At 74.1% G+C, this 1953-nt stretch carries 3 protein-coding genes; all 3 read left to right on the forward strand.

All coding sequences use genetic code 11. The features are described from left to right. Positions 1–141: 141 nt before the first annotated feature. The gene (locus ABD52_RS37090; protein WP_047894853.1) at positions 142–609 is read left to right on the forward strand and encodes a TadE/TadG family type IV pilus assembly protein; all 468 of its coding nucleotides are present in this window, start codon (positions 142–144) and stop codon (positions 607–609) included. After that, positions 606–1052, forward strand: a complete 447-nt coding sequence (locus ABD52_RS37095; protein ID WP_047894854.1) for a pilus assembly protein TadG-related protein — start codon at positions 606–608, stop codon at positions 1050–1052. Before ABD52_RS37090 ends, ABD52_RS37095 begins: the two co-directional genes overlap by 4 nt. A gap of 33 nt (positions 1053–1085) precedes the next feature. Then, positions 1086–1953: LysM peptidoglycan-binding domain-containing protein (locus ABD52_RS37100; protein ID WP_047894855.1), on the forward strand; the 868-nt coding region annotated here is incomplete at its 3' end.

Consider the following 1953-nt stretch of genomic DNA (forward strand, 5'->3'; position numbering starts at 1 on the left):
GGCCGTAGCCGGCCGGGTGCCCGCCGTCGTGCCGTTCCTGCGCCTGCAGGTCAGCACCCAGGCCAGCGCCCCGGTCGAGCGTTTCCGCCCCTCGACCCTGTCGCTGGCCCCCTCGCCGCCTGGAGTGAAAGGAGACTCGACGTGACCCGCAAGCAGCGCCGCAGCCGACACCCACGCCGCCGGGTGCCGCGGCTGCGGGGAGACCGCGGTTCGGTCAGCGTCGAGATGGCGCTGAGCTACGTACCGCTGATGGTCCTGGCCGCCCTCGCAGTGGTGGCGTGCCTGCGCCTGGCCTCGGCCGCCATCGACGTCAACTCCGCCGCCGCCGCCGCGGCCCGCCAGGCGTCCCTCGCCCGCACCCCCGGCGAGGCCCGCGCCGCAGGTGCCGACGGCGCCTCCGCCACCCTGGCCGGGCGGGCCTTCACCTGCCAGCCGTCCACCGTCACCGTCGACCCCGGCGCGTTCATCCCCGGCGGGCAGGTCAGCGCCACCGTGGCATGCACCGTCCGCCTCGAAGACCTCTACGGCCTCGGCCTGCCCGGCACGATCACCATCCGCGGCACCTCACACCAACCCCTCGACACCTACCGCGGGACAACGGCGCCATGAAACGGCTGCGTACCCGCCTGCGGCAGGCCCGCCACGACGACCGAGGCCAGATCACCCCGTGGACGATCTTCGGCGTCGTCCTCGTCCTCATCCTCGCCGGCCTGGTCCTCGACCTGGGCCTGGGCATGTCGGACAAGGTGCGGCTGCTCGACGTCGCGCAGGGCGCCGCCCGGGCCGGCGCCCGCGAGATCGACCTCGCCACCTACAGGGCCACCGGCACTGTCCAGCTCCAGCCCGCCCAGGCTGCCGCAGCCGCGCGGAGCTTCGCCCAACAGGCCGGCGTTGACGGGCAGGTCACCGCGTCCGCCACCCCCACCGCCGTCACCGTCACCATCAGCGGCACCCGGCCCACCCAACTGCTGCACCTCGTCGGGATCAGCGACCTGCCGGTGTCCGCGACCGCGACCGCCAGCCCTCTGACCGGCGTCACCGCACCGAACTGACCAGGACCGCCACCCCAACGACCGGGAGCCCCAGTGTTCGCATTCCTCGCCGCCACCGCCCGCCGGCTGGCCGGACTCGGGACCCTGGTGCTGCTCACCGCCGGCGTGCCGTACGCGCTCATCCGATACGTCGGCTGGCCCCTGCCCCGCGAGGTCCCCACCTGGCAGGACGTAGGCACCGCCCTCACCTCACCGCTGACCGACGCCATGCTCGGCAACGCCGTCGTGTGCCTGCTCTGGGCGGCGTGGGCGGCGTTCATCTGGTCGCTGATCGCCGAGGTCGCCGAAACCGTCACGGGCATCCGCCTGCCGCAACCCCGAGCCATCGCGCCGGCCCGCGGGCTCGCCGCCATCCTGGTGGCCGCCATCACCGGCGGCGTCCTCGCCACCGCCGCCCAGGCCGCACCGACCCTCACCCAGCCAGCACAAGCGACAACCGCCCACACCAGCGCTACGGCTACGGCTACGGCAACCACCGTGCCCAGCGGCGCCGTGTGGCTGGTGAGCACGGATGGGCACCACACGCGGCCCTGGCAGACAGCCGCGTCGGCGTCCGCCCTGGCGGACATGGGAGATCCGGTGCCGGCCCGGCTGGTAGCGGGCCACGTGACGCTCGTGTCGTCCGGGCAGACCTACACGTGCGAGGTGCGGCGCGGGGACACCCTGTCGAAAATCGCCCAGCAGTGGCTCGGCGACGCCAACCGGTGGCCGGAGATCTTCGCTCTCAACCGGGGCACCCACTTCCGCGACATTGGCGGCACCCTCACCAACCCGAACCTGATCTACCCCGGCTGGACCCTCGAACTGCCCGACGACGCCACACCACCAGCCGGCACACCCCGGACCCCGCCACCCGCCGACCCCCCGGCGGCAGGCCCCGCACCGCCGACACCGCCACCGT

This window comes from Micromonospora sp. RV43, assembly GCF_001029515.1.
Classification (GTDB): domain Bacteria; phylum Actinomycetota; class Actinomycetes; order Mycobacteriales; family Micromonosporaceae; genus Micromonospora; species Micromonospora aurantiaca.